A 24,446-nucleotide genomic window follows, 5' to 3' on the forward strand; every position below is an offset into this window, starting at 1 on the left:
CTACCTGCCGAGTTCGTTGTCAAGTGCTGCGAAGAGTTCGTCATCGGTTGCCAGGTCCAGGTCGGCGCCGTCGGGGCCGCCGTCCATCGCCCGGAGCAGGCCGCGCAGTCGCGCGGTGTACCTTCCTGCCGGTCCGTCGCTGTCCGACGCGCCGGAGGCCCAGAGAGCGGCCTCGAGTGTGTCCAGGGCCGCCTGGACCGGGTCCGCCACTTCGCCGACCAGCTCGCCCCGCAGGTATTCGGCGACGGCTTGCGTGGTCGGGTGGTCGAAGACGAGCGTGCTGGGCAACCGCAGCCCGCCGGCGGTGTCCAACCTGTTGCGGAATTCGATCGCGGTGAGCGAGTCGAAGCCCAGGTCCAGCAGTCCGCGCTGGACGTCGATCGTCCGCGGGGCCGGGTGGGCAAGGACGATGCCGACCTGTTCCCTGACGAAGTCGAGCAGCAGCTGCTGCTGCTGCGCCTCGCTCAGGCCCGTGAGCCGCTGCGCCAGCGGGATCTCCGCCGGAGCGGAGGTGCGCCGGCCGGCTCGGCGCTCGGTGCGCACCAGGCCCCGGTACAGCTCGGGCAATGCGTCCCCGAGGCTCCGCAGTACCGCGAGGTCGAGTGCCACCGGCGCGAGCACCGGTCGGGTCCCCGCCTCGCCGTCGGCTTGTGGCGCCTTGGATCCGGCGAGGGCCGTGTCGAGGGCCGCGAGTGCCCGGCCGGTCGGCATCGGCAGGATCCCGTTGCGTGCGAGCCTGGCCCGGTCGGCACGGTCGAGGTCGCTCGCCATGCCGTCCTGCCACATGCCCCAGGCGAGGGACACGGCGGGCAGGCCCTCGGCGCGCCGGTGTTCGGCGAGCGCGTCCAGGAAGGTGTTGCCGGCGGCGTAGTTGGCCTGTCCGGCGTTGCCCACCAGGCCGGCGACGGAAGAGAAGAGGACGAAGTCCGTCAGCTCCAGTCCGGCGGTCAGCTCGTGCAGGTTCCAGGCGGCTTCCACCTTCGGCCGCAGGACCCGGGAGAGGCTCTCCGGGCTCATGGCCTCCAGCGTGGCGTCCTCGACGACTCCGGCCGCGTGCACGACCGCGGTGAGCGGGTGCTCGTCCGGGATCGAGGCGAGCAGCCCGGCCAGCGCGTCTCGGTCGGCCGCGTCGCATGCCGCGACCCGTACGTCCGCGCCGAGCGCCGTCAGTTCGGCGACCAGGTCCTGCGCCCCGCCTCGCCGGCTGGTGAGCAGCAGGCGTCGGGCGCCGCGGCCGGTCACCAGGTGCCGGGCGACCTGGGCTCCGAGTGCGCCCGTGCCACCGGTGATCAGCACCGTACGCTCCGGGTCGAACGCGTCGTCGACGTCCGAAGTCCGGGCCGGGTACGGGACCTTGGCGAGCCGGGTCACGTAGGCCTGTCCCTCGTGCAGTTCGAGCTGCGGTCGGGGGTCGGCCAGGGCCGCGGCCAGCAGCTCGCGGCCGGCCGGCAGGCCGTCCGTGATCACGTGCTGGAAACGTCCCGGGTGTTCCGACTCGGCGGTCCGCATCAGCCCGGAGAGTGCGCTGTGCGCCAGTTCCCCGGTGCTGACCACGGCGAGCCGCGCTCCGGCCGGCGCGTCGGTGGCCAGCCACTGCCGCAGTACCGCCAGCACCTCCTGCGTGACCCGGCCGGTCTCCTGCGGAGTGGCCGGGCGTACCGGAAGGACGACCACGTCGGGTGCGGCCGCGCCGTCCGCCGTCGAGGCGGCCAGGTCGGCGAGGTCGGCGTGGTGCTCGGCGACGAGTCCGAGGTCGGCCTCGCCGAGGACCACGATGGCCGTGTCGCCACCGGTGGGGAGTTCCACACCGGCCCGCTCCACCGCGTACACGTGCTGGTCGGAGGGGCGGGTCAGCGCGGTTCCCGCCGGCAGGGCCCGCAGGGCGAGCGAGGCGACGGTGGCGACCGGCGCGCCCGTCTCGTCGGCGATGCCGACCGCGACCGTTGCGTCCGGGCCGGCCGACAGCTTGACCCGCAGGGTGCCGGTCCGGGACCCGGTCAGCTGGACGCCGCCGAAGGAGAAGGGCAGCCGTAGTTCGGCCGACTCCTCCAGGAGCAGTGCGTGCAGCGCGGCGTCGAACAGTGCCGGGTGCAGGGCGAATCCATCAGGGTCGACGGGCAGCCGTACCTCGGCGTAGAGGTCCTCGCCCGAGCGCCATGCCGCCCGGAGGCCCTGGAAGGCGGGGCCGTAGCCGTAGCCCTGGTCGGCGAGGCGGTCGTACAGGTCCTCGACCGGCTGGGGTTCGGCGCCGGCCGGAGGCCAGGACGCGAGGTCGGGTTCGGGGCCGCCGGGAACGGCGGCCACCACGGTTCCGGTGGCGTGCCGGTTCCAGACGTCGCCTTCCCGGTCCCCGCGCGAGTGGACGGCGACGGGCCTGCGGCCGTCTCCGTCGGGGCCGCCGACGGTGATCTGGAGCTGGAGCGCACCCTCGTCGGGAAGGACCAGGGGTGCCTGGAGGACGAGTTCCTCCAGCCGCGCGCAGCCGAGTGCGGCGCCCGCGTGGAGCGCGAGCTCCACCAGGGCCGTGCCCGGGACCAGCAGGGTGCCGGCGAGGGCATGGTCGGCGAACCAGGGATGGCTGCGGGCCGAGATCCGGCCGGTGAACAGGACACCGTCGGAGTCGGCGAGCGCAACCGCGGCCCCGAGCAGCGGGTGCCGTGCGGAGTCGAGTCCGGCCGAGGTGACGTCGCCGCCGCCGGGCCCCTCCGTGAGCCAGTAGCGCCGGCGCTGGAAGGGGTAGGTCGGCAGGTCCGCGGCCGGTCCGGCGTTCTCGCCGAACAGTGCGCGCCAGTCCACCGGCACGCCCCGTACGTGGGCGTGGGCCAGGGCGGTGACGGCGGTGTGCGGCTCGTGGCGCCCGCCGCGCAGCACCGGTACCAGGAGCGATCCCGCGTCGAGGAAGTCCTGCCCCATCGCGCTGAGCACGCCGTCCGGGCCGAGCTCCAGGAAGGTCCGTACGCCTTCGGCCTCCAGGGCGCGTGCCGCGTCCAGGAAGCGCACGGGCCGGCGGACGTGCCGGACCCAGTACTCGGGCGAGGTCAGTTCCTCGGCGCCGACCGGCTGCCCGGTCAGGGTGGAGACGATCGGGATGGTGGGCGCGGCGAACGTGAGCCCCTTCGCGACCGTGTGGAATTCGTCCAGCATCGCGTCCATGTGCGGGGAGTGGAAGGCGTGGCTGACGCGCAGTCGCTTGGTCTTGCGTCCCTGGGCGCAGAGTTCGGCTCCGATGGCGTCGACGGCTTCCGCGTCGCCCGAGAGCACCACGGAGGTGGGGCCGTTGACGGCGGCGATGCCCAGCAGGTCCTCCCGTCCGGCGAGCAGCGCCAGCACCTCCTGCTCCTCGGCCTGCACGGCGAGCATCGCGCCGCCGCCGGGCAGTGCCTGCATCAGCCGGCCGCGGGCCGCGACGAGCTGCGCCGCGTCCGCCAGCGAGAGGACGCCGGCGACGTGCGCGGCGGCCAGCTCACCGATGGAGTGGCCCGCGAGGAAGTCCGGCCGTACGCCCCAGCCTTCGAGGAGCCGGAAGAGCGCGACCTCGGTTGCGAACAGGGCGGCCTGCGTGAAGCCGGTCTGGTCCAGCGGCGCCGGGTCCTCACCGAAGAGGACGTCGAGCAGCGGCGTTTCCAGCCATGGGTCGAGCTCTTCGCATACGGCGTCCAGGGCCTCGGCGTAGGCGGGGTAGGCGGTGTACAGCTCCCGGCCCATGCCGAGTCGCTGGCTGCCCTGACCGGTGAACAGGAAGGCCGTACGGCCGTCCACGGGTGTACCCCGCACGGTCAGTGCCGCGAGTCCGTCGACCGCTTCGGTGGCGGTGGAGGCCACCACCACGGCGCGGTGCGGCAGTCCGGCCCGTCCGACGGCCAGGGTCCGGCCCGTCGGTGCCAGGTCCTGCTGCCCGATGTCGGCGAGGGCCGTGCCCACCTGGCCGGCCTGCGCCAGCAGGGCCGCGTCGTTGTGCGCGGACAGCAGCAGCGGCACGACCGGCATCGGCTCGGCCGGCGGGACCGTCCCCTCGGTCGGCGGCTGCTCCACGATGACGTGGGCATTGGTACCGCTGATGCCGAAGGAGGACACGCCTGCCCGGCGCGGCCGCTCGGACTCGGGCCACGGCACCGCCTCGGTGAGCAGTTCCACCTCGCCGGCGGACCAGTCCACGTGCGGGCTGGGCGCGTCGATGTGGAGGCTCTTGGGGAGCACCCCGTGCTGCATCGCCATGACCATCTTGATGACGCCGGCCACACCGGCGGCGGCCTGGGAATGTCCGATGTTGGACTTCAGGGAGCCCATCAGGAGGGGCGACGGGCGCTCCTGCCCGTAGGTGGCGAGTACGGCCTGGGCCTCGATCGGGTCGCCCAGCGTGGTGCCGGTGCCGTGGGCCTCCAGCGCGTCGACGTCCGCGGTGGTCAGGCCCGCGTTGGTCAGGGCTTGGCGGATCACCCGCTCCTGGGAGGGGCCGTTGGGGGCGGTGAGGCCGTTGCTCGCACCATCCTGGTTGACGGCGGTTCCGCGGATCACGCCGAGGATCCGGCGGCCGTTGCGCTGGGCGTCGGAGAGCCGCTCCAGCAGGAGGATTCCGGCGCCTTCGGCCCAGGCCGCCCCGTCCGCCTGCGCGGAGAAGGACTTGCACCGGCCGTCCGGTGCCAGGCCGCGCTGTCGGCTGAACTCGACGAACAGGGTGGGCGCGGCCAGTACGGTCACACCGCCGGCCAGGGCCAGCCCGCATTCGCCGTTCCGCAGCGCCTGCGCGGCGAGGTGGACGGAGACGAGCGAGGAGGAGCAGGCGGTGTCGACGGTGATCGCCGGTCCCTGCAGGCCGAAGGTGTAGGCGACGCGGCCGGAGGCGACACTGACCGTGCTGCCGACCGCCAGGTAGCCCTCCAGGGCCTCGGGGGCGTCCTTCAGGCGTGCCGCGTAGTCGTTGGCCATGACACCGGCGAACACACCGGTCTGGCTGCCCTTGAGAGAGGTCGGGTCGATGCCCGCGCGCTCGAAGGCCTCCCAGCAGATTTCCAGCAGCAGGCGCTGCTGCGGGTCGATGGCGGTGGCCTCCCGGGCGCTCACCCCGAAGAGCTCGGGGTCGAACTGCGGAGCCTCGTAGAGGAATCCGCCGTGCCGGGTGTACGAGGTGCCCAGGTGGTCGGGGTCCGCGTCGTACAGGCCGTCCAGGTCCCAGCCGCGGTCGTTCGGGAACGGGCCGATGGCGTCCCGCTCGTCGGACAGCAGCGCCCACAACTCCTCCGGGGAGCTGACCTCGCCCGGGTAGCGGCAGGCCATCGCGACGATCGCGATCGGCTCGTCGCAGGCGCCGACGACCGGTTCGGCCGCGGCCACCGCGGCGGCCGAGCCGAGCAGTTCGGTCCGCAGGAAGCCGGCCAGCTCGACCGTGTTCGGGTGGTCGAACACCATCGTCGCGGGCAGCTTCAGGCCTGCGGCCGCGTTCAGCCGGTTGCGCAGTTCCACTGCCTTCAGCGAGTCGAAGCCCAGGTCGTTGAAGGCCCGGTCGGGCGCGACCTGGCCGGCGTCGGTGTGCCCCAGCACGGAGGCCACCACGCCGCGGACCAGTTCCAGCAGCGCGCGCTCCTGGTCCTGGGGGGCCAGGGGCGCCAGGCGTTCCTGGAGGGAGTTCCCGCCCGCCTGCTCGCCGACGGCGGCGCGCCGCGCCGGGCGCACCAGGCCGTGGAAGAGCGCGGGCAGGGTGCCGTCCTCGCTCTGTGCCCGCAGTCCGGTGTAGTCCAGCAGCGCCGGAACGAGCACCGGCCGACGGGTCGCGAGGGCCGCGTCGAACAGCGCCAGCCCCTGCTCGCTGCCGATGGGGGCGATGCCGCCCCGGGACATGCGGGCGAGGTCGGCGTCGGTCAGGTGACCGGTCATCCCGCTGCCCTCGGCCCACAGGCCCCAGGCCAGCGACGTACCGGGCAGGCCCAGGGCCTGGCGGTGGTGCGCGAGGGCGTCCAGATAGGTGTTGGCCGCAGCGTAGTTGGCCTGTCCCGCGGTGCCGACCGTACCGGCCAGCGAGGAGAACAGAACGAACGCGTCCAGTTCCAGGCCGGCCGTCAGCTCGTGCAGGTGCCGGGCGGCATCGACCTTGGGGCGCAGTACGGTGTCGAGCTGCTCGGCCGTGAGGGCGTGCAGCGTGCCGTCGTCGAGGACGCCGGCGGTGTGCAGGACCACGGTGAGCGGGTGCTCCGAGGGGATCGCGTCCAGCATCGCGGCGACCGCCATGCGGTCGGCCGTGTCACAGACGACCACGGACACGTCGGCTCCGTGGGCCGTGAGTTCGGCCTCCAGCTCCAGCATGCCCGCCGCGTCCCGGCCGCGGCGGCTCGCCAGCAGCAGGTGCCGTACGCCGTGTTCGGCGACGAGGTGGCGGGCGAACAGCTGGCCCAGGGTGCCGGTGGCGCCCGTGATGAGCACGGTGCCCTCGGGGTTCAGGGCGGGCACGGTGTCGCCCGTCGTGGGCGACTTGACCAGCCGCGGTACGAGCAGTGCCCCGTCCCGCAGGCTCACCTGCGCGTCCGGTACGGCCAGCGCACGGCCGAGCTCGGCCTCGGAGAGGTCCCAGTCCGCCAGGTCCAGCAGGCCGAACCGGCCGGGGTTCTCGGCCATGGCGGTACGCACCAGCCCCCAGACGGGAGCCGAGCCGAGTCCGGCCTCCGTGCGGGCGGTGGTCGCGTCACGGGTCACGAAGACCAGGCGCGAGTCGGCGAACCGCTCCTCGGCGAGCCATTCCTGGGCCAGCCGCAGGGCCCGGTGTGCCACGGCGCCGGGGCCGTCCTCGCCGGGGAAGGGGACCACGACGAGCGGCGGGGTTTCGACCATGCCGGCGAGGTCCGAGTAGCTGCCCAGAGGGGCGGGCAGACCGTGGCCGGACTCGTCGAGGACGGCCCATCCGGCGGCCGGGGCGGCCTCCGGGGCGGTCGTCCACTCCACCTGGAGCAGCGGCCGGCGGGGGGTGCCCGAGCCGGCCAGCTGCGCGGGGTCCACGGCCCGCAGGCTGAGCGTCTTCACCGACGCGATCGGCGCACCGCTCGCGTCGGCGAGGGACAGGGCGGCACCCGAGCCTTCCGGGGTGATCCGTACGCGCAGCACGCTGGCGTTCACCGCGTGCAGCCGAACGCCGGTCCAGGCGAACGGCAGCACCAGGCGGCCGGCCTCCGCGAGCGCCAGCGGGTGCAGGGCGGCGTCGAGGAGGGCCGGGTGGATCCCGAACTCGCCCAGGGGGACGTCCTTCGGGAGCGCGACCTCGGCGAACATCTCCTGGCCGGCGCGCCACAGCGCCCGCAGGCCCTGGAAGGCGGGTCCGTACTGGAAGCCCCGCTCGGCGAGCGTGTCGTACGCCGCCGTCAGGTCGACCGGCTCGGCGCCGGCCGGGGGCCAGGCGGTGTCGGCCGGTACGCCCGCACGCCCTTGCGCGTGACCCAGTACGCCGGTGGCGTGCAGGGTCCACGGGTGGATCGCGGCGTCGTCGGACTCGGGCTCCGGGCGGGAGTGGACCGACAGCGCGCGCCGGCCCTCCTCGTCCGGAGCGTCGACCACGACCTGGAGCTGTACTCCGCCGCGGCCGGCCAGCACCAGCGGTGCCTGGAGGGTCAGCTCGTCGAGCTGGTCGAGGCCCGTGTGGTCACCCGCCCGGATGGCGAGGTCCACGAAGGCGGTACCGGGGAGCAGCACGGTGCCGGCCACGGCGTGGTCCGCCAGCCAGGGCTGCGTGTTCAGGGCGATCCTGCTGCTCAGGACCAGCTTGTCCTCGTCGGCCATCCAGAGCGCGGCGCCGATGAGCGGGTGCCGCTCGGCGGCCATGCCGAGCCCGCCCGCGTCCCCGGCCGGCGCCGGGCCCTCCAGCCAGTGGCGCCGGCGCTGGAAGGGGTAGGTCGGCAGGTCGACGACCGCACCGGGTCCGCCGACCACGGCAGCCCAGTCGAGCGGGGCACCCGAGACGTGGGCTTGCGCCGCGGAGGCGAGGAAGTCGTCGAGTCCGCCCTCGTCACGGTGGAGCGAGGGCACGGTGACGGCGCTGTCGTACGACGTGTCGTCGATCGTCTCCTGGAGCGCGATGGTCAGCACCGGGTGGGCGCTGGCCTCGATGAAGACGCGGTGGCCCTGGTCGAGCAGGGTCCGGGTGGCCTCCTCCAGCTGGACGGTCTGGCGGAGGTTGCGGAACCAGTACGAGCCGTCGAGCTCCGTGCCGTCCAGCGGCTGCCCGGTGACGGTGGAGAGGAAGGGCACCTTGACGGCGCGCGGGGTGAGCGAGGACAGGGCGTCGAGAAGCTCGTCCCGCAGGCTTTCGACGTGCGCGGAGTGGGAGGCGTAGTCGACCGGGATGCGCTTGGCGCGCATGTTGTTGTCCTTGCAGTGGGCGACCATCTCCTCGAGAGCGGTCACCTCTCCGGCGACCACCACGGAACGCGGGCCGTTGTGTGCGGCGATGTCGATGGCGCCGTCCCAACGGGTGATGAGCTCGCGGACCTCGCCGGCCGGCAGGGCCACCGAGACCATCCCGCCCGTACCCGCCAGCTTCACGATCGCCCGGCTGCGCAACGCCACGACCTTCGCCGCGTCGTCCAGCGACAGCGCCCCCGACACCGCGGCCGCCGCGATCTCACCCTGCGAGTGACCGACCACCGCATCCGGCTCGATGCCCACCGAACGCCACAACGCGGCCAGGGACACCATCACCGCCCACAGCGCCGGCTGCACCACCTCCACCCGGTCGAAACCGGGCGCACCCTCCACACCACGCAGGACGTCCAGCAGCGACCAGTCCGTGAACGGCGCCAACGCCCGCTCACACTCCACCAGCCGCCCTGCGAACACCGGGGAGGAGTCGAGGAGTTCCAGAGCCATGCCCTGCCACTGCGAACCCTGACCCGGGAACACGAACACCGTCTTGCCCGAGCCCGTGACCGCACCCTGCACCAGGTTCGCCGCGGACCCACCCGAGGCCAGCGCCTCAAGACCCGCCAACAGCTCATCCCGGCCGGAGCCCGAAACCGTCGCCCGGAAGGGGAGGTGCGGGACCCGGGTCGCGAGAGCCGAAGCCACCCGCGCCGGATCGGCGATCTCCGAGGCCAGCAGCTCACGCACCTGGCCGGCACGCGCCGCCAGGGCCGCCTCGCTCTTCGCCGAGACCACCAGCGGAAGCCCCGCCACCACCGGCTCACCGGCCACGACCGGCTCCGGGCCCTGCTCCAGGACCACATGCGCGTTCGTACCGCTGATACCGAACGAGGACACGGCCGCGCGACGCGGACGCGCCACCTCCGGCCACGCCCGACGCTCGGTGACCAGCTCCACCGCACCCGTCGACCAGTCGACGTGCGGCGTCGGCTCGTCCACGTGCAGCGTCGCCGGAAGCTCCCCGTTACGCATCGCCATCAGCATCTTGATGATGCCCGCGACACCCGCGGCAGCCTGCGTGTGACCGATGTTCGACTTGATCGATCCCAGACGCAGCGGCTCTGCGCGGTCCTGGCCGTAGGTGGCCAGCAGCGCGTTGGCCTCGATCGGGTCACCGAGCCGGGTACCGGTGCCGTGCGCCTCGACCGCGTCCACCTCGTGCGGAGCGAGGCGGGCGTTGGCGAGGGCCTGGCGCATGACGCGTTCCTGCGAGGGCCCGTTGGGGGCGGTGAGGCCGTTGCTCGCACCGTCCTGGTTGACCGCGGAACCACGGATCACACCAAGGATGTTGTGCCCGAGCCTCTGAGCGTCCGACAGACGCTCCAGCACCAGCATGCCCGCGCCCTCGGACCAACCCGTACCGTCCGCCGAAGCCGCGAACGACTTGCAGGTCCCGTCCGGCGACAGACCACGCTGACGCGAGAACTCGACGAAGGTCGTTGGCGTGGACATCACGGTGACACCGCCGGCGAGTGCCATCGAGCACTCGCCCTGGCGCAGCGCCTGAGCGGCCAGGTGCACCGCTACCAGCGACGAGGAACACGCCGTGTCCAGCGTCACCGCCGGCCCCTCGAGACCGAACGTGTAAGCCACCCGGCCCGACAGGACACTCGAGATCGTGCCCGTCAGCAGATGCCCCTCGAAGCCCTCCGGAGCACTCCCCAGCCGCGACCCGTAGTCGTTGTACATCACACCCGCGTAGACACCGGTCGAGGAACCGCGCAGCGAGGCGGGGTCGATTCCCGCACGCTCCAGCGCCTCCCACGCGACCTCCAGCAGCACACGCTGCTGCGGGTCGGTCGCGATCGCCTCACGCGGACTCAGACCGAAGAACTCGGCATCGAACTCCGCGGCCTCGTAGAGGAATCCGCCCTTGCGCGTGTACGACTTGCCGATCTTCTCGGGGTCCGGGTCGAAGAGGCCTTCCACGTCCCAGCCGCGGTCGGACGGGAACTCGTCGATCGCGTCCCGGCCCTCCGCCACGAGCCGCCACAGGTCCTCCGGCGAGGAAACCCCGCCCGGGTAGCGGCAGCCCATACCGACCACGGCGATCGGCTCGTCCAGTCCCTGGGCGTGGGCGGTCACCGACGGGACGACGGCGGTTCCGGTCACGTCGAGCCGGTCCAGCAGGAAGTCCGCCACCGCCTGGGGCGAGGGGTGGTCGAACACGAGGGTGGTGGGCAGTCGCAGACCGGTCACCGAGTTGAGCCGGTTGCGCAGTTCGACACCCGTGAGGGAGTCGAAACCGGTGTCTTTGAAGGCCTTGGCCGGGTCGATGTCGGCGTCGGCCCCGTGCCCGAGAACCAGCCCCACGGTCTCCCGTACGGTCTGGAGTACGGCCTGCGCCCGCTCCTGCGCGGCCAGCGCGCTCAGCCGCTGGACCCACGACGTGCCGTCGCCGCGGGCGGCGACGGCCGCCTGCCGGCGGCGGACGCGGACCAGGCCGGTGAACAGCTCGGGGAGCGCGTTCTCCTCGGCCCGGGCCCGCAGGGCGCCCAGGTCGAGTTCGGCGGGGACCAGCAGCGGCTCCGCCGAGGCGAGCGCAGCGTCGAACAGATCGAGACCCAGTTCCGGGGTCAGCGGGACGATTCCGCTCCGCTTCCACCGCGCGACGTCGGCGTCGGCGAGGGTTCCGGCCATGCCGTCGGCGCTTGCCCACAGGCTCCACGCGAGGGAGGTGGCGGGCAGGTTCTGGGCGCGGCGGTGCTGCGCGAGGGCGTCGAGGAAGGTGTTCGCGGCCGCGTAGTTGGCCTGGCCGGCGTTGCCCATGAGACCCGCGATGGACGAGAACATGACGAACGAGGCGAGGCCGAGGGACTCGGTGAGGCGGTGGAGGTTCCAGGCCGCGTCCGCCTTCGGACGCATCACCCGCTCCAGATGACCGGCCGACAGCGAGGCGACCGTCGCATCGTCCAGGACACCCGCCGTATGCACCACGGCAGTCAGCGGACGCTCGATCGCCACCTCGTCCAGCAGACCGGCCAGCGCGTCGAAGTCCGACACGTCACACGCCGCCACCCGAGCCCGCGCACCCAGCTCCGCCAGCTCCGCCACGAACTCGGCAGCACCCGGAGTCTCACCACCACGACGCGACACCAACAGCAGGTGCCGCGCACCGTGATGCGTCACCAGCCGACGCGCCACCAGACGGCCCAACGTACCCAGAGCACCGGTCACCAGGACCGTACCCTCCGGATCCAGACCCTCCACCGCACCCGCCACGACACCGGCAGCACGCGCCAGACGCGGCACGAACAGCCCGCCGCCCCGCACCGCCACCTCAGGCTCACCCGAAGCCAACACGGCAGGCAGCAGCTCCGGACCACCCTCATCCACGTGGGCGAGGACCAGTCGGCCGGGCTGCTCGGTCTGCGCCGTACGGATCAGGCCCACGAGCGGGGCCGTGTGCAGCGCGCCGTCCGGCACGACGAGGACGAGGCGGCTCTCCGCGAACTGCGGGGCGGCCAGCCATTCCCGCACCGTCTCCAGCCCGCGCGCCGCCGTGGCGTGGGTCTGGTCGAGTACGTCACCGGTGGTGCCCACGACGAGTTCCCGCTCGCCGATCACCACGAACTCCGGTACGGCGGTTCCGGCGTCGACCGCGGCGCTGAGCGCGGCGAGGTCGGCGTAGGGCGCCTCGCCCAGCCGGACCCACCGCTGGTCGGCGACCGGCTCGGCCGCCGGGACGGCCTCCCAGGCCACCTGGTACAGGGATTCCACGGCCGGTCCGGCGACGGCGAGCTGATCACGGGCGATCGGCCGCAGGGCGACCGACTCGATCACCGCCACCGGAGCGCCGGCGCCGTCGGCGAGAGCGAGCCGGGCCGTGTCCTGGCCGGTACGGGTCCACCGGACGCGCAGCACCGTGGCACCGACCGCGTGCAGCACGAAGCCCGAGAACGAGAACGGCAGACGGATCGTGCTGTCGTCCTGCGCCGAGGCCGCGGCCTCCAGCACGAGCGGGTGCAGAACCGCGTCGAGGACGGCGGGGTGCACGCCGAAGCGCGCGGCTTCGGCGTGGAGCTGGTCGGGCAGGACGACCTCGGCGAAGAGGTCGTCGCCGGCGCGCCAGGCGGCGCGCAGGCCGTGGAAGGCCGGCCCGTAGCCGTAGCCCAAGTCGTCGAGGCGGTCGTAGACGCCGTCCAATGGGATGGGGGTGCCATCGGCCGGGGGCCACTGGTCCAGGCAAACGCCCGGCGAGGGGACGGAGGACGTGAGCAGGCCGGCCGCGTGGGCGGTCCACTGCTCCTCGCCGGTCCGCGCGTACACGGTGAACTGACGGTCGCCGCGCGCGTCGGCCCGGTCGACGGTCAGCCGCAGCTGAGCGCCCGTCCTCTCCGAGAGGATCAGGGGTGCCTGGAGGGTGAGTTCCTCGACGGTGGCGTAACCCAGCTGCTCGGCCGCGGTGCCCGCGAGCTCCAGGAACACCGTCCCCGGCACCAGGACCGTCCCGCCCATCGCGTGATCGGCCAGCCACGGATGCGAAGACAATGACACCGAGGCCGAGAACTGCACCGCATCACCATCGGGCTCCGTGATCACCGCAGCCAGCAACGGATGGTCCACAGCCGTCAGACCCAGACCCGCCGCATCACCGGAACGCGGCGCGTCCAGCCAGAAACGCTGACGCTGGAAGGCGTACGTGGGCAGCTCCACCACACCGGAACCCGGCAGGAACCGCTCCCAGTCCACATCCGCGCCATGTGCGTGCACAGCGCCCAGGGCGGCGAGGAGGGAACGCTTCTCGGCGCGGTCCTTGCGCAGCAGGGGAACCACGACGATGCCCTCGGTGTCGGCCAGGCACTCGCCCGCCAGACCCGCGAGCGTCCCGTCGGGACCCAGCTCCACGAACGCCGTCACACCAAGGCCGGCCAGCGTGGCGATGCCGTCGGCGAAACGGACCGCCGAACGGGCCTGAGCAGCCCAGTACTCGGCAGTGAACTCCTCGACCACCTCACCGGTGACATTCGAAACGACCGGGATCCGGGGAGCCGAATGGGTCAGAGTCCGGGCGACCTCGGTGAGTTCCGCCAGCATTCCGTCCAGGTGCGCGGAGTGGAAAGCGTGGCTCACCTTCAGCCGCGTCGCCTTCACACCCTCCCCGCGAGCCAGCTCCAGGACTTCGAGCACTGCCGTCTCGTCACCCGAAATCACGGTGCTGGCAGGGCTGTTGAACCCGGCCACCTCCACACCGGAACGACCCTCAAGCCACCCGGCAACGCGCGCTTCACCCGCGTTCAGGGCAACCATCGCCCCGCCCTCGGCAACACCCTCCATCAGACGCGCCCGCGCGCACACCAACCGCGCAGCGTCCTCAAGGGACAGCACACCCGCCACATGGGCCGCCGCCAGCTCGCCCACCGAATGACCCACCAGATAATCCGGGGTCACCCCGTAGTGGGACAGCAGACGGAACAGGGCCACCTCGACCGCGAACAGCGCCGGCTGAGTGAACGCCGTCCGCTGGAGCAGCTCCGGCTCACCCTTGATCACCCCGGCGAGCGAACGGTCCAGGTGGACGTCCAACGCCCCGACGACCTCGTCGAACGCAGCCGCGAACACCGGCTCCGCCGCATACAGCTCACGGCCCATACCCACACGCTGACTACCCTGCCCGGAGAACAGGAACGCCACCGAACCCGCCGAGACGGCCTCGCCCGGGGTCAGCGCCCGCAGAGCGTCCAGGAGTTCCTCGCGGGTCTCCCCCACGACCACCGCACGGTGATCGAAACGAGCACGCGATACGGCCAGCGAACGGCCCACGGCCACGACGTCCAGCTCCGGCCGCTCCTCCAGGAGCGACACCAGCCGATCCGCCTGCTCGGACAGAGCAGCCCCGGACTTGCCCGACACCACCCACGGCACCGGACCCGACACCGGCAGCTCCTCCACCGGAGCTTCGGTCTCCGTGACCTGCTCGACGATGAGGTGTGCGTTGGTACCGCTGATACCGAAGGACGAGATGCCCGCCCGGCGCGGACGGTCGAGCTCCGGCCACTCCTGGGCCTGCGTCAGCAGCTCCACCGCTCCGGCCGACCAATCGACGTGCGAGGTCGGCTCGTCCACGTGCAGCGTCGCCGGGAGAACCCCGTGACGCATGGCCATGACCATCTTGATCACGCCCGCGACACCCGCCGCGGCCTGCGTGTGACCGATGTTCGACTTCAGCGAGCCGAGTCGAAGCGGCTCTTCACGGTCCTGGCCGTAGGTGGCCAGCAGCGCCTGCGCCTCGATCGGGTCGCCGAGCTTGGTGCCCGTGCCGTGCGCCTCCACCGCGTCCACCTCGGACGCCGACAGGCGGGCGTTGGCCAGCGCGGCGCGGATGAGCCGCTCCTGCGAAGGCCCGTTCGGGGCCGTCAGACCGTTGCTCGCACCATCCTGGTTCACGGCGGAACCACGGATCACCGCGAGCACCCGGTGCCCGTTGCGCTCCGCGTCCGAAAGCCGCTCCAGCACCAGCAGACCCACGCCCTCGGCCCAGCCCGTACCGTCCGCCGACGAGGAGAACGCCTTGCAACGCCCGTCCGGCGACAGCCCGCGCTGCCGGGAGAACTCCACGAACATGCCGGGCGTGGCCATGACGGACACACCGCCGGCGATGGCCACGGAGGACTCGCCCTGGCGCAGCGACTGCGCGGCGAGGTGGAGCGCGACGAGCGAGGACGAGCAGGCGGTGTCGACCGTCACCGCCGGGCCCTCCAGCCCGAAGGTGTAGGCCAGCCGGCCCGAGGCCACACTGGCGGCGTTGCCCGTCAGCAGGTAGCCGTCGTACCCGCCGGACGACTCGTGCAGCCGCGGCCCGTACTCCTGTGCCGTCGCGCCCACGTACACACCGGTGCGGGTGCCGCGCAGTGCGGCGGGGTCGATGCCCGCCTGCTCGAAGGCCTCCCAGGCCGTCTCCAGCAGCAGCCGCTGCTGGGGCTCCATCGCCGCCGCCTCGCGGGGACTGATGCCGAAGAACTCGGCATCGAACCGGTCCGCGTCGTGCAGGAAACCACCTCTGGCGGCGTAGGTCTTGCCGGGGCTGTCCGGATCGGTGGTGAAGAGCGAATCAAGGTCCCAGCCTCGGTTGGTCGGGAATCCGCCGACCGCGTCGGCCTCGCTGCTGACCAAACGCCACAGGTCCTCCGGAGAGGCGACCCCTCCCGGCAGCCGACATGCCATGCCCACGATGGCGATCGGCTCGTCAAGGGCTGTGGCCTCGTACGCTTCGTCATCCTGGCCCTGGCCCTGGTCCTGGTCCAGGCCGCGGAGCTCATCACGGAGGTGTTCGGCGAGTACGGCCGGGGTCGGGTAGTTGAAAAGGAGGCCTGCGGGCAGCGACAGCCCGGTGGCCCTGTTCAGCTCGTTCCGAAGCTCGACGGCCGAGAGGGAGTCGAAGCCCAGGTCCTTGAAGGTCGTGTCAACGTCCACGTCGCGTGCCGATCCGTGGCCGAGCACTGCTGCCACGTGCGCACGCACCAGCTCCAGCTCATCGCCGCGCGGCGCGGACCGCTTAGGACCGCTCCGCCTTGCCGCGACGGTCCGGACCTGGACCGGCCCGATCTCCGGACCGTCCAGCCAGAAACGCTGACGCTGGAAGGCGTACGTGGGCAGGTCCACCAGACCCGAACCCGGCAGGAACTGTTCCCACTCCACCCCCACACCGTTGGCGTGGGCCCCTGCGACCGAGGCCAGGAAACGGTCCCATCCACCGTTGTCGCGCCGCAGCGATCCGACGACAACAGTGCCGCCGACGCCGGCCTCGTCGGCCGTGTCACTGAGGGCCGAGGTGAGCACCGGGTGGGCACTGACCTCGATGAAGACGCGATGCCCGTCGCCGAGCAGAGCACGGGTGGCCTCTTCCAGCTGGACGGTCCGGCGGAGGTTGCGGAACCAGTACCCGCCGTCGAGCTCCTCACCGTTCAGCGGCTGACCGGTGACAGTGGAGAAGAACCTGATGTCACCGGTACGCGGCGTGACGCCGGCCAGCAGCTCCCGCAGCTCATCCTCCAGCAAGTCGACGTGGGCGGAGTGAGAGGCGTAGTCGACCGGAATGGTGCGGGCACGGTATCCCTTGGCCTCGCTTTGTGCGACGAGGTCGGCCAGGGCCTCCGGATCGCCGGAGACGACCGTGCTCAGGGGGCCGTTGTGTGCGGCGATGTCGATCGCGCCGCCCCAGGGGGCGATGAGCTCGCGAACCTCGCCGGCCGGTAGGGCCACCGACACCATCCCACCCGTACCGGCCAGCTTCACGATCGCCCGGCTGCGCAACGCGACGACCTTCGCCGCATCCTCGAGCGACAACGCACCGGCAACCACGGCCGCCGCGATCTCACCCTGCGAGTGACCGACCACCGCATCCGGCTCGATGCCCACCGAACGCCACAACGCCGCCAACGACACCATCACCGCCCACAACGCGGGCTGCACCACATCCACCCGGTCGAAACCGGGCGCACCCTCCACACCGCGCAGAACGTCCAGCAGCGACCAGTCCGTGAACGGCGCCAGAGCCTGCTCACACTCCACCAGCCGCCCTGCGAACACCGGGGAGGAGTCGAAGAGCTCAAGCGCCATGCCCTGCCACTGCGAACCCTGACCGGGGAAGACGAACACCGTCTTACCCGCACCGTCCGGCACCGCACGGCCCGACACCACACCAGCCGCAGGCGCACCCGCAGCCAACGCCCGAACACCCGCCAGAAGCTCCTCGCGCGTCTCCCCCACAACCACCGCACGGTGATCGAAACGAGCACGCGACACCGCAAGCGAACGACCCACCGCCGCGGCATCCAGCCCCGGCCGCCCCTCGAGGAACGACAGCAGCCGCCCTGCCTGACCGGCCACGGCCTCAGCCGACTTACCCGACACCACCCACGGCACCACACCCGAGCCGGACTCAGCGCCGGGCAACTCCTCCTCTGCCGCGAGCTCGGTGCGCCAGTCCGACAGCACGACGTGGCAGTTTGTACCGCCCACACCGAACGAGCTGACACCTGCGTAGAGCGGCTCGTCCGGCCGCGGCCACGCCTCGACGCTTCGCTGCACGGCGAGCTTCAACTCGTCGAACGGAATATCGGGGTTGGGGGTTTCGAAGTTCAGGCTCGGCACGAGCTCGCGGTTACGGATGCAGAGCGCCGCTTTCAGCAAGCCGACGATGCCGGCGGCACCCTCAAGGTGTCCGACGTTGGTCTTCACCGATCCGACCCGCAGCTCGGCTCCGTCCACACGGCCGTCACCGAGCACCGCGCCCAGAGCCGACGCTTCGATCGGGTCGCCCAGCTTGGTACCCGTGCCGTGCAATTCGACGTACTGCACCTGCTCCGCGGACACCTTGGCACGCTCGTACGCCTGCCGCAGGACATCCTGCTGGCCGGCCGGACTCGGTACGGTGAGGCCCTCGGTCGTCCCGTCGTTGTTCATCGCGCTGCCGTGCAGCACGCAGTAGACCGGGTCGCCGTCTGCCATGGCGGCGTGCAGCGGCTTGAGCACCACGAACGCGCCGCCCTCACCGCGTACATATCCGTTCGCCCTGGCGTCGAAGGTGAAGCTGAGACCATCTGGTGAAAGTGCGCCCAAGCGCTCCGCGCCGAGGGTGCTGTCCGGCACCACATTGAGGCTGACACCGCCGGCGATGGCCATGGCGGACTCACCGCGGCGCAGGCTCTCGACCGCCAGGTGCACAGCGACCAGCGAGGAGGACTGGCCGGTGTCCACGGCCGCACTCGGTCCGTGCAGACCCAGGGTGTAGGAGATCCGGTTGGCAACGACACCGCGGTTGAGACCGGTCAGGGTGTGGCGGGTGATGCCTTCGACCCCGTGCTGACGCGTGAGGGCAGCATAATCGTCGGCAATAACGCCGACGAAGACACCGGTCCGGCTATCGGCAAGATCGGACGGGAGGATCCTGGCGTCCTCCAGTGCCTCCCAGGCGAGCTCAAGCATCAGCCGCTGCTGCGGGTCCATCGACGACGCCTCACGCGGACTGATGCCGAAGAAGCCTGCATCAAAGCCGCTGACGTCCTCGAGATAGCCCCCCGGCCGGGAGAGCAGCTCGGGGCGGCCTGCTGGGGGCGCGCCAATCGCACTGCGGCCGTCGCGCAGCAGCTGCCACAGTTGCGCGGGGTTCTCCGCGTGCGGCAGTCGGCAGGACATACCGACGATGGCGATCGCCTCGGTCGATGTCGACGTGTCAGCTTTGAATTCAACCATGGTCGAGTCGCCCCACCTATTGTTGCGTACGATGCCTGAGCGGAGGCGTAGCACCCGCAGCCGCGCCGCGGGTGCTACGCCGATTTGATTCTGTGGCGGCCGGTCAGCCGCATGGGGAACTGGACGAGCCAAAGCCGGCTCCGAGAGCGAGGGGCCCGTCGGATTCCGGGCAGCACCTCGAAGGGACTCGTTCTTCAGGGCACCGAAGAACGAGTCCGTCAGACAGTTGACTCGTTTCGTTTGCAGCTACGAGCTGGCGGTCGACTCATATTTCGAGACGAGCATCCGCTTGAGAACTTTTCCGCTGTGCCCCATCGGGAGAGCGTCGGTGAATTCGACCCGACGAGGGTACTTGTATGCGGCGAGACGTTGTTTGCCCCATTCGATGATCTCTTCATCCGATCCAGAGGTGACGTCCTCCGGCCGGGCAGGCACGACGATCGCCCAGACCTCCTCACCGAGCCGAGGGTGCGGAACACCGATGACCGCCACCTGCGCCACGGCCGGATGCCCGACGAGGATCTCCTCGATTTCGCGCGGATAGACGTTGTAGCCGCCACGCAGAATCAAGTCCTTCTTACGGCCCACGACCGAAAGGTAGCCGTCGCCATCCAGCCTGCCGAGATCGCCGGTGAGGAACCAGCCGTCGATCAGAACCTCGGCGGTGATATCCGGGCAACCGAGATATCCGGCCATGACGCTCGGACCGCGCACCACGATCTCGCCCACCTCACCGACGGGCAGGAGGTCGATCGTGTCGGCGTTCGGCCGAGCTATACCGACAGTGACGCCAGTGATCGGAACGCCGACTGTTCCGGAGCGAAAAGTCAGGCCGGGATAGTGATAGGCCACGCTGCAAGAGGTCTCGGTCATCCCGTAGCCCTCGTACACAGGACATCCGAACGTGCTTCGGACATCCTCGAGGGTCTTGACCGGAAGCGCCGATCCCCCGCTGTACACGCGGTCGAGCCGAGGAACCTGCTCTCCCTGGGCCACCGCATCGAGTAACCTGAAATACATCGTCGGCACACCCATGAACACCGTGCACCGGTGTTCCGCCATGAGTGCGAGGGCCTCGCGCCCGGAGAACCTCGGCATCATGACGATGCATATACCGGCGCGGAAGCCGGTCAGCATGCCGCAGATCTGCCCGAAGCCGTGCGCCAGCGGCAGACACCCGAGCAGTACGTCGTCACTCCGGAACGCGTACGGAGTGGTGACCATCCTCTCGACGTTGTACAGAATGTTCCGATGCGTGAGCATCACGCCTTTCGGCTCACCCGTCGTACCGGACGTGTAGAACACGACCGCGACATCGTCGGGTTCCCGCACCACGAAATCGTCGATCGGTGCCGTGTCCTGTGCCGCGCTCTCCAGGTCGACCGTGCCCGCGGGGCCGGGGCCGACGGTGAGGAGCGCCGTGCCCAGCGGCTCCGCCGCCTGCCCCGCCTGGGCGAGCAAGGAGGCGGCGCACACCAGGAAACGGGCGTCCGCATCGGTCAGTACGTGACCGATCTCCGAGGCGGTGGACATGACGCTCAGCGGGATCGCGACGGCGCCGGCCGCCAGCACGCCGAAATACACAACGGGAAACTGCGGGGTGTCGACCAGGAGCATGGCGACCCGGTCTCCTGGCCGTACCCCGTTGGCCCGCAGCACGGAGGCGTAGCGACGCGCCTGCTCCCACAGCCACCCGTAGGTGAAATGCTCGGACTCGTAGATCAGGGCAGAGTGGTTGGGTCGCTGCGCCGCCGTGTCGGCCAGCACGCCGGCAACTGACATGGTCATCCCGCCTGCAGTCCGTCTTTCGCGGCGGTGCGGGCGCCGCCACCGCGGAGCTCGGACGTGAACCAGTCCCGGGCGCTCGCGGTCGGGATGTTCAGTTCCTTCCAGATTCCGTGAAGGGCGTGGGCGAAGTTCTCGACGTCGCTCTGATCGTGCACGGCGGACGGAGCGATCCGCAGGATCTCCTCGCCCGCGGGCACGCTGGGGGCGTTGATGGACTGGACGTAGATCCCGTGCTGCTCGAACAGCAGCTGGGAGGCCCGCTTGCACAGGTCGTCATCACCGACGAAGGCCGCAACGATGTGGGAGTCCGTCGAAATGAACGGGATGTCGGCCTCGATCAGAAGGCTGTGCAGAAGCTGCGCGTTCTCCGAGAGGTTCTTCCGCTCGATATCGGAGGACCGCAGGTACTGAACCGACGCCAGCGAACCGGCCGCGACCGCCGGCGGCAGCGAGGTGGTGAAGACGAACGAGCGCGAGTAGGTCCGCACCGCGTCCACGAGGGCCGCCGGTCCCGCAATGTAGCCGCCGATCGTTCCGAACCCCTTTGCCAGGGTGCCCATCACGACCGTGAACCGATCGGCGATGCCTTCCTGCGCGGCGATGCCGGCACCCTGCGGGCCGTACATGCCGACCGCGTGGACCTCGTCGATGAAGGTCGTGGCACCGTACTTGTCCGCAATGTCGGCTATCTCGGCGAGCGGTGCGACGTTGCCCGACATGGAATAGACCGATTCCACCACGATGAGCTTCGGGCTGTCGGCGGGAGCGGCCGCGATCAGTTCTTCCAGGTGGGCGACGTCGTTGTGCCTGAAGACGTGCTTCTTCGCACCGCTGTGCCGGAGACCGTCGATGATCGAGGCATGGTTCTTCGCGTCGGAAAATACGATGGTGTCTTTCGGGAGCCCCGCCAGCACGGAGAGAGATCCCTCGTTCGCCGTGTACCCCGACGTGAAAAGGAGAGCGGATTCCTTGCCGTGCAGATCCGCCAGCTCATTTTCGAGACGGACGTGATAGTGGTTGGTTCCACCGATGTTCCGGGAACCTCCGGAGCCTACGCCGTGGGTATCGATCGCAGCCTGCATGGCCGCGATCACCTGGCGATTCTGGCCCATTCCCAGATAGTCGTTGCTGCACCAGACGTTTACTTCGGAATCCACCCCATTGCGCCGCGCACTCGCTATGGGGTACTTACCGGAACGACGGCCGATCTCCAGGAAATCGCGCTTGCTTTCAGCAACGTCTTCCGCGGTTTTCCCACTCAGATATGATGCCAGGTGAACGTTCATTCACTCGCCTTCTCGACGTAGCGGTTGGATTGACCTGCGAACCGAAAGGTCCACGCTATGCGCACTGCGACCTCAGGAGCACCTTGTCGGGCTTGCCGTTGCCGTTCATAGGCAGAGTGCTCAGGACATGTATCTTCTCGGGCACGTGAATCGGGGAGAGCGCCTCAGCAATTCCCGCGCGGATGTTTTCCACTTCGACCTTCTCAGCCGGATCGCATTCGATTGCGGCGTGGACGTGCTCGCTTCCATCCTCGTCTCGCACCCCGTAGACGGCAGCGTGCCGGACACCCGGGTGGGCAAGAATTTCCGCCTCGAGAACTATGGGATGAACCTTGACGCCACCGACCTTGATGACGTCGGCCACCCGACCCAGGAGAGTCAGATAGCCCCGCTCGTCGAGACAGCCGATGTCCCCGGTGAAATACCAGCCGTCACGAAGAACTTGTGCAGTCAGTTCCGGGTCGCCGTTGTAGGCGTCCATCATCTGAGGCGAACGGACGCGAACCTCGCCGATTTCCCCCGTCGCCAGCTGCGCGCCCGAATCCGAGCTGCAGACGACGACCTCCGCCCCGGGGAACGGCCGGCCGACAGTGGCCGCGAGATCCTGGTCGCCGTGCTCCTCAGGCGTCAGGATCGTGATCCGACCGCTCTCACTCGTGGCATACCCCTGCGCCAGAACAGGGCCGAAAAGCCGAAAAGCCTGGGTAATTCTGGCGGGTGCCGCGGGGCTGCCGCCGTAGACGATCCGCTTCAGCGAAGACAGGCCCGCAGCTTCCACGGCGTCACGGTCGCGGATTCCTCGCTCGAGCAGATGATCGATGACTTGGAACACGTGATTCGTCGCCATGAACGTCCACGAGATCTCCTTCTCCGCGGAGACGGTGTCCACGAATTTCTCGGCATCGAAGCTCTCATGGAGATAGAGCGCTCCGCCCGAGGCGAGGACTGCGTCTGCCATCGGGGCAACCCCATGACTCAGAGGGGTCGACACCAGGATCGACGCACAGTCGTATTCACGACCAACCTCCATCCATGCACGCAATGTGGCTTCCCATGCGCGGCCCGACAACCGGATGCCCTTGGGTCGTCCCGTGCTGCCACTCGTGAAGCCGATGAAGGCGAGCGCATCAGGCTCCCATGACACGGCGTCCGGGGTATCGGCGGCATCGACCCGGCCGACCTCACTGCGTTCCCCATGGTGAAGTCGCGTTACAGGGATCCCACTACCATCGGCGAGCTCTGTCGCGCGCTCCGAACCTTCGGCATCGGCATAGATGGTCACGGCTCCGGTGTCGCGCAAGATTTGGATCTGGTGATCCATCGGAAGGACCGTTGCTCTGGTACCAGGATTAGTGGTTCGCACATAGCACACGGCGCCCCCGAGCAGATGTGCCGCGTACCGCACGGTGAGCATCTCAGGGCTGTTGGGTGCGACCAGAATCGCTACTACATCCCCCTTACCCACTCCGCAATTGCGCAGCGCAAGGAACGTTTCAGTCACGGACCGAATCAGGTCACCACCGGAGAAGGCTTCGCCACGCCAATAAACGACATCGCGATCCGGCGCTGCTGCGAGCAGTGACAGGATCTCCGAGACATAACTTTGACTTGCACTCCACCAATGCTGGGGCAGGCTCATGGGACCTTCCTTCGATTTCGCCAATAGCGATGTCATCCGATCGGGCGGTTCAATCTTCGCCATGCAATTGAAGTAAGCGGTAGATCGTTCGACCAGCTATAACGGAGTGCCGGAAGGCACCCCGATCGGGGTAGCCGTTCGGCGCACGCGAAGCTGAGCACGGCCGCCCGCCGAGCCGAGCACGCCGGAGCGGCCGTGCGGGATCTCGGCGCGATCGTCGCCGCGGGTGGAGTGCCCGACCACCTCAACAGCTCGTTCAAGAAGCACTACGGAGGCGTCGTGGTCCCACGTGGCGGAGAGCGGGCGCCGGCCCTGGCCGACCTGAGAACCAGTGCAGCTGGCGGTGGCCCACAAGCGTTGTGGCAGGCGCCGTTGTCGGTCAGGACGCGTTCGACGGTGGCGGGCACGTCCAGCAGTCCGGCGATGCGGGCCGGTCCCCACCGCCGGAGGGTGCGGACCTTGATGATCCGCCGCTCGATGCGGGTCGCGGTCCGGCGCGGGCTGTGGTGCGGGCGGGTGGACCATCAAGGTATCGGCATTCACACAGGTCAAAGCAGCGGTGATGCCGGTTGTCAAGCGTTGCAGCATCGTTGGCCAGTGTTAAAGACCTTGCCGGGGCCTGGTGCACGGGGTGGCGGCCGAGCAGGCTAGTTTGCTCGGATGAGTCTCCTTGATGATGTGGCCGAGCGCGACGGCTGGCGTTGCTGGGTGTGTGACGAAGCGGTCGACCCCGACGAGTCGGTGAACGACCCGCGGGGGCCCAGCGTCGACAGCCGGACTGCCGACCGGAAGGCCAAGGTCGCCGAGCGGCTCGCGCACCGCGGATGCAACACCCGCAAGGGTGCGGTCAAGGTGCTCATCGCCTGGCCGGACCGCCTGTACGTGGTCGAACCCGCGCCGCTGATCACCGTTGCCGGGAGGCTGGAGCGCAAGGGGGGCCGCGAGATCGTGGGCCGTTGTCCGACCAGGCGGGACGCCCAAGAGGCGGCGGATTGGCTGGTGGACCGGTTCTCCCGACTCGTACCGGGGCTGCCGGTGACCGCCGACATCGAGCCGGGCGGCGGCCAGTTCCTCGTCACCCTGGCCACCCGCCGCCGCTGACCGGGGATCACCAGCGCACACTCGAGCAGCAGACCGGTGGC

Annotated in this window: 5 protein-coding genes and 1 pseudogene; 1 reads left to right on the forward strand and 5 read right to left on the reverse strand. The window is 70.3% G+C overall.

Going from position 1 to position 24,446, the window contains the following annotated elements:
- The 5 genes and pseudogenes from AB0I68_RS14150 to AB0I68_RS14170 all read right to left on the reverse strand — a co-directional run.
- Positions 1-18,591 (reverse strand): type I polyketide synthase, encoded by an 18,591-nt coding sequence (locus AB0I68_RS14150; protein WP_363177527.1) that lies wholly within the window; start codon positions 18,589-18,591, stop codon positions 1-3.
- Positions 18,592-18,837: 246 nt separating this feature from the next.
- Positions 18,838-20,379, reverse strand: coding sequence for a long-chain fatty acid--CoA ligase (locus AB0I68_RS14155; protein WP_363177528.1), 1,542 nt, complete (start codon positions 20,377-20,379; stop codon positions 18,838-18,840).
- Positions 20,376-21,665, reverse strand: a complete 1,290-nt coding sequence (gene hemA, locus AB0I68_RS14160) for a 5-aminolevulinate synthase (RefSeq protein WP_363177529.1) — start codon at positions 21,663-21,665, stop codon at positions 20,376-20,378. Before hemA ends, AB0I68_RS14155 begins: the two co-directional genes overlap by 4 nt.
- Positions 21,666-21,720: 55 nt before the next feature.
- Positions 21,721-23,367 carry a long-chain fatty acid--CoA ligase gene (locus AB0I68_RS14165; protein ID WP_363177530.1) on the reverse strand — a complete coding sequence of 549 codons (1,647 nt, stop codon included), beginning with the start codon at positions 23,365-23,367 and terminating at the stop codon, positions 21,721-21,723.
- Positions 23,368-23,681: 314 nt separating this feature from the next.
- A pseudogene (locus AB0I68_RS14170) lies at positions 23,682-23,825 on the reverse strand (IS481 family transposase); the annotation flags it as partial.
- 139 nt (positions 23,826-23,964) lie between these two features.
- On the opposite strand from AB0I68_RS14170, the gene AB0I68_RS14175 reads away from it, so the two are divergent.
- Positions 23,965-24,405 carry a hypothetical protein gene (locus AB0I68_RS14175; RefSeq protein ID WP_363177531.1) on the forward strand — a complete coding sequence of 147 codons (441 nt, stop codon included), beginning with the start codon at positions 23,965-23,967 and terminating at the stop codon, positions 24,403-24,405.
- The last annotated feature ends 41 nt before the right edge of the window (positions 24,406-24,446 follow it).

Source organism: Streptomyces sp. NPDC050448 (genome assembly GCF_040655295.1).
Lineage (GTDB): Bacteria > Actinomycetota > Actinomycetes > Streptomycetales > Streptomycetaceae > Streptomyces.